At 59.3% G+C, this 5,320-nt stretch carries 7 protein-coding genes and 1 pseudogene; 4 read left to right on the top strand and 4 right to left on the bottom strand.

Annotated features, from left to right (window positions below; translation table 11 throughout):
• Positions 1 to 1,151: FAD-binding oxidoreductase (locus HMPREF2724_RS02115; RefSeq protein WP_070586918.1), on the bottom strand; the 1,151-nt coding region annotated here is incomplete at its 3' end.
• Positions 1,152 to 1,295: 144 nt separating this feature from the next.
• On the bottom strand, positions 1,296 to 1,574 hold the full coding sequence (locus HMPREF2724_RS02110; protein ID WP_061919993.1) for a hypothetical protein: 279 nt from the start codon (positions 1,572 to 1,574) through the stop codon (positions 1,296 to 1,298).
• 34 nt (positions 1,575 to 1,608) lie between these two features.
• On the opposite strand from HMPREF2724_RS02110, the gene HMPREF2724_RS02105 reads away from it, so the two are divergent.
• The 4 genes from HMPREF2724_RS02105 to HMPREF2724_RS02090 all read left to right on the top strand — a co-directional run bounded on the left by HMPREF2724_RS02105 (position 1,609) and on the right by HMPREF2724_RS02090 (position 3,941).
• Positions 1,609 to 2,073 carry a hypothetical protein gene (locus HMPREF2724_RS02105; RefSeq protein ID WP_061919995.1) on the top strand — a complete coding sequence of 155 codons (465 nt, stop codon included), beginning with the start codon at positions 1,609 to 1,611 and terminating at the stop codon, positions 2,071 to 2,073.
• A gap of 55 nt (positions 2,074 to 2,128) precedes the next feature.
• Positions 2,129 to 3,019 (top strand): plasmid pRiA4b ORF-3 family protein, encoded by an 891-nt coding sequence (locus tag HMPREF2724_RS02100; protein WP_061919998.1) that lies wholly within the window; start codon positions 2,129 to 2,131, stop codon positions 3,017 to 3,019.
• Positions 3,020 to 3,090: 71 nt separating this feature from the next.
• The gene (locus HMPREF2724_RS02095; protein ID WP_061920154.1) at positions 3,091 to 3,480 is read left to right on the top strand and encodes a GtrA family protein; all 390 of its coding nucleotides are present in this window, start codon (positions 3,091 to 3,093) and stop codon (positions 3,478 to 3,480) included.
• Positions 3,480 to 3,941 (top strand): GtrA family protein, encoded by a 462-nt coding sequence (locus HMPREF2724_RS02090; protein WP_061920000.1) that lies wholly within the window; start codon positions 3,480 to 3,482, stop codon positions 3,939 to 3,941. Before HMPREF2724_RS02095 ends, HMPREF2724_RS02090 begins: the two co-directional genes overlap by 1 nt.
• Here the strand turns inward: HMPREF2724_RS02090 and HMPREF2724_RS02085 are convergent, their stop codons facing one another.
• Both HMPREF2724_RS02085 and HMPREF2724_RS02080 read right to left on the bottom strand, forming a co-directional pair.
• Positions 3,942 to 4,847: a galactofuranosyltransferase GlfT1 gene (locus HMPREF2724_RS02085; protein WP_070586916.1), complete on the bottom strand. Its 906-nt coding sequence runs from the start codon at positions 4,845 to 4,847 to the stop codon at positions 3,942 to 3,944.
• A gap of 168 nt (positions 4,848 to 5,015) precedes the next feature.
• Positions 5,016 to 5,320, bottom strand: a pseudogene (locus tag HMPREF2724_RS02080) (ABC transporter ATP-binding protein); the annotation flags it as partial.

The following is a 5,320-nucleotide window of genomic DNA, read 5'->3' as shown; positions in this document are numbered from 1 at the left end:
TTGTTGCCTGGGCCGAAGAGCTTGAACACGTTCAGTGCGGAGTAGTGGCCGGACTTTTGCATGTCACGGATGATCTCCTTGAAAGGCTCAACCGCCTCGGTCGGTACCACGAACTGGTACTGCAGGAAGCCGTTGGAACCGTAGCCGCGGTTCCACTCGCCGATGAGATCTAGCGGCTGGTAGAACTGCGTCAGGTTCTTGATCTTGTTACGAGCCGGGGCGCCCATGAGGTAGTAAGCCTCGCCGATGGCCATCAGGGAGAGCTTGTTCATGGTGAAGTTCGGGAAGATATCCGGCACCGTCATCAGCTGTGGAGCGTTGAACTTCAGCGGATCCTTCGCCAGCTTTGGTGCGAGCTCTTCGAGCTGCGCCAGGGTGGCCAGGCTGCCGCGGGAGATGGTGGAGCGGCCGAGCTTTGGCTCTGGGGAGATGACGTCGAACCAAGCAGAGGAGTAGGTGTAGTTGTGCTCGGAGCCATCCGAGTGGAAGGCTACGGTCTCATCCAGGTTCTCGGTGCGGTCAGTGTCCGCGATGAAGTAGGCGGTCTCGGTCTTGGTCATGCGGATCTGCGCGCGCAGGATGATGCCGGTCAGGCCCATGCCGCCGACGGTGGCCCAGAAGAGCTCTCCGTCTGGATCATCCTTGGAACCGTTAGGTTCCAAGTGGAGTACGCGGCCGTCTGCCACGAGCAGCTCCATGGAGGTGACGTGGTTGCCAAAGGAACCGGCGGAGTGGTGGTTCTTGCCGTGGATATCCGGGCCGATTGCGCCGCCGATGGTGACCTGGCGGGTGCCTGGCAGAACCGGGACCCACAGGCCGTATGGCAGGGCGGCCTTCATCAGCTGATCCAGGGTTACGCCACCGTCTACGTCGACGATTGCGGTTTCCGGATCGATGGAGTGGATCTTGTTCAGCGGCTGCATGTCGATGACCAGGCCGCCGCCGTTTTGGGCAGGGTCACCGTAGGAACGGCCCATGCCGCGGGCGATGACGCCGCGGCGCAGGTGTGCTGGTTTGTCGGAGTTATCTTCTGCAACCTGGGCGACGGCCTTCTTGATGACCTCGACGTCTTCGGTGGACAGTACGTGGGCAGTCGTCGGCGCGGTGCGGCCCCAGCCGTGCAGGGACTTTTCGGTGGTATGTAGTTCCATCTCTTACTCTTTACTCGACGTGATATGTCGTTCCTAGCCTACTCACCAACACGGACACGTGACGTGTGTGACGTTAGTGATATTTGGAACATGTTCGGGCATCGGCCGTGCCCGAATGTGTTGATTTGGCCTTCTAAAACAGATCTAATACAGATCCATGAGCTCGCGGATTTCTGCTGGGAGCTGCTCCTGGGAGGTAATCTCCGGGCCCTTGTAGGAACGCAGAATCTCATAGACCCGACGGCGCGAAGTGGAATCGAGGATAGGCAGCTCCTCAGCCATCAGGCGCGTCATAAACCCATCGAGCGGGAGATTGGTGTGCTCGGTGGCCAGGAAGTGGCCGTTGTACTTGTCGTCTTCAGCGCGTTCGTCTTGGGCTGCGCGCTGGGCAGGGGTTAGGTGCTCTTTCTTTGAGGAGTACATGCGCTTTAGCTTAGTGCCGCATAAAGTAATCCCCATGACTGAGCAAGACTCCGCACAAGAAACCGAGCGCGTCGACCGCTACGCACTCGATGACACCCTGTCTGGCCGCATAACGCAATCGCTGGCTTTGGGCCTTATGACCTCCTATCCAGATTGGATCAAGAATAAGAAGGCACTCGTCGCCGCTTATATCGGCTCGTTTCTGGGCTTCGGCGCGCTGGTTGCGGTGACCAATGCACAGCGCGAGCAGGAAGAACAGCAGCCGGTGCAGGCACAAGAACAAGAGATGGACGTGAAGGCCTGGGCAGCATTTGTTGCCGTGGTACTGGTTCTCATCGCCGGTGGTTTCATCAACGTCAAGGTTGCGCAGGCCATGGTCAAGCCCCTGCGCAAGCGCGGTGTGCAGAAGCCATGGACCACTCTGGGGGCCATCGGCGCGGGCCTGCTTTTTGTGGTGAGCGAGCTGGAAGCACGCGACATCGCCAAGCGCGCGGCGTAGCCTCACGCGCTTACCTCCACAACTTTGACCCGCAACTTTGCGTATGGTGGGGCCCATGAGCCTCGGGGTCACAGATTTGAGTACGGCACGCGCCAAGCGTGACAACTCTATCGTGACCCTGCGCCGCGAGCCCCTCACCGTCATCTGCCAGGTTTCCAACGTGAGCGCGGACGTCGAAGTCCACCGCCAAATCGGGTTTTCTGACGCCCTTACCTTTGAGCAACTCCACCACGTGCTCGAAGTCTGCTTCGGGCTTCCCGATGAAGATTCGCCGTGGCACTTCTTTGAACACCATGAAGCCCGCGGGGCCCGCATCGATCCCAAGCATCAAGTCTCCGAGTTTTTGTGGCGTGAGGGCGTGCAGCTGGACTATGCCTGGGGGTTGTGGGACTTTAGCCTGGTTGTGGTTGACATTTACCCGCGCGATTCCGGTACCCCTGAATCATTGTGTGTAGGCGGATCGGGCGCCTTCACGCAGCCTTTCGATCTTACTGCCATCAATGCGCAATTAACTGGCCAAGAGACCATCGATGAAGTGCTCAACATCGTGACCCCGCCGGTGCGTGCGCTCATCCAGCGCAGCAAGCTTTTTGATTTCGTGCCGCTGCTGCAGGCGCTCGATTTAGAGCGCAGTGATTCAAACGCGCCTTTATCAGTCCTAGATTCTTTGCCGCGGGAAGTTACCGCAGAAGGCCAGGACTCGTTTTGGTCCATGGTCTTAGCGCTGACCTGCATGGGCGGGCGGGAGCTTAGCAATTCCGTGGCAGAGTCCACGATGGATGCCTTGGGTTGGGTCTCTGATGAAGGCAAGCTCTTAACAGGCGAAGAAATACGCGAGTTGTGTAGCGCTTCGCTTTCTGTGCTTGCAAGCGTGGGCGCCTATGGGGATGAGGCACTAGCACCGGTGGATCGTCTTGACATTTACCGTGCCCTACTGCGCAGGTAGGCTTTTTAGCCGTGACTGATAAAAATCCTTCTGACGCGGCGCCCCGCGACGTCGAGGTGCGCCGCACCTCGCTGGCGACGCAGCTTTTCCGTTTCGTATTCGTGGGCGTGTTCACAGCGGCAATTGACTACGGGCTTACTTTGTTGCTGACCCATTTTGGCCTGCACCGTTCTGCGGCAAAGGCAATCGGTTGGGTCTTTGGCACCATCGCTGCGTACGTTGCCAATGCGCGTTGGACTTTCGGCGCGCAGGTCTCCGGCCGTACTGCGGGTGCCGTGGCGGCGTTGTATGCCTCGACCTTTGCGGTACAGAACTTTCTGTACTGGGTGCTCAACGAGCCGCTGATTTCTATGGGCTTTGAGGGAGCAGTCAAAGACACCATCGCGTTTGTCATCGCGCAGGGTGTGGCTACAGTAACCAACTTTGCCATTCAGCGCATCTTCATCTTTAAGGGAGATTAATGGTGACCAGCGCAGAGAAACTCTCACGCTCGAATTCCCTGCAGGCGCAGGGAACCAAGTTTGTTATTACGGGCGTAATCTCTGCGATCGTTGATGCTGGCCTAACGTGGCTTCTGCAGCTGGGCTTGGGGCTGCTTGATAAAGATGGCGCCCGCACCGTTGGCTTTATCTTTGGCACGCTCGTGGCGTACTTGCTCAATCGCCGTTGGACGTTCAACGCCAAAGCCTCCAAACGCCGCCTTGTGGCAGTGGCGGCGACGTACGCCCTGACTTATTTGGTCAACATGGTGATCTACCGCCGGGCTTTTAACTTCTTTGACGAGGACCTGGCTTGGTCATCCACGTTGGCGCTGGTCGCGGCGTATGTCCTTGCGCAGGGCACGGCCACCATCATCAACTTCTTCGTGCAGCGCTGGGTGATCTTCCGCCGCACCCGGAAATCCTTCGTGGTGGAGGATTAGTTAGGGGCGGCGGAAGTCTTCCTTGCGGCCCTGGTTATGCAGGCGAAGCCACTCTATAAAGCCTTGTGGATCGCGTTTTTGGACGAGGAAGAACCAACCAAAGCGCGCGAATTCTTGGGGCAGGAGCTTGCGCATGCCGCGCTGCCAGAGCAGATAGCCGCGGTTGCGGTAGGTAAAGAACCTCTTGAACTCGCCGTCTGGGTACTGGGTGTGCATCTTGCCGCCAAGAATCGGCTTGAACTCGTCGGAGCCATCCGGGTGTAGGTAGCTGGTGGTCAGCGCGGTGCCGAACTTGAGGCCCGAGCCTGCTAGGCGGCGGTGGTATTCCACCTCGTCGCCACGGATGAAGAGGCGATAATCCGGTACACCGATTATCTGCATGGCTTCCGCCGAAATCAGCGCGCCGTTGAAAAGCGATGCAATACCTGGCAGGAAGTCTCCCTCGAGCTCGCTCATGTAGCGGCGCCACACGAGGCCCTGGCGCAGCGGGAAGGCCAGACGGGCTGGTTCGTTGATGTTGCCCACGGCAGGGGAGACCTCGTGCAAGCCGTTGGCTTCCGCCACGCGGTAGAGCTCTGCGAGCACGTTTTTATCGGCGGGGCGGCCGTCGTCGTCGGCGCACCACACGGCGTCGGCGCCCAACGAAAGAGCCGTGAGGAAGCCAAGGGCGAAGCCGCCCGCGCCGCCCAGGTTTGTCTGGGAAGGAACGTAGACGGCGCGGTCACCGGCAATCTCATTGACCAATTCCTCGACTGCGGTCTCGGCCCCATTGTCCACCACGATGATCCACTGCACAGGGTGGGTTTGGTGCGCTACCTGCTCCAATGAGGCGCGAAGCAGTTCCACGCGCTGGTGGGTGACGATTACGGCGGCCGTCGAACCGGCGGCGTTCAAGGTGGCAGTCATGAGCTCTATTCTGCCACCCGTGGCGCCGGGGATAGGCTTTGGACATGGAATTAGAACAGATGTGGCCGCCGTTTGCTGTGCGGATTGATGCCAGTGGCTTTACGACGACACCGGCTACACCATCGAAGTAGAAGGCGTAACCGGTGAGTTAAAGGAGATGCTTGGGGCTTAGTCGTCTTCGTTGTCGAAGCGGCGGCGCAAGTCCTTGACGTATTCGCCTACCTCGGGGCCTTCGTATTGGCCCACGACTTCAGAGACCTCGCCGGCAGAGCGGACGGTGCCGTGGTCAATCCACAGCGCAGTGTTGCACAGCTGGGCCAGGAAGTCATTGGAGTGGGAAGCAAAGACGAGGATGCCGGAGCGCTTAACCAGCTCCTGCAGGCGCACGCGGGCCTTGGCCATGAAGGCGGCGTCGACTGCGCCGATGCCCTCATCGAGCAGCAGGATTTCCGGCTCGATGGAGGTAACCACGC

Source organism: Corynebacterium sp. HMSC071F07, assembly GCF_001810285.1.
Lineage (GTDB): Bacteria > Actinomycetota > Actinomycetes > Mycobacteriales > Mycobacteriaceae > Corynebacterium > Corynebacterium simulans.
This window is presented reverse-complemented; position numbering and strand designations above follow the sequence as displayed.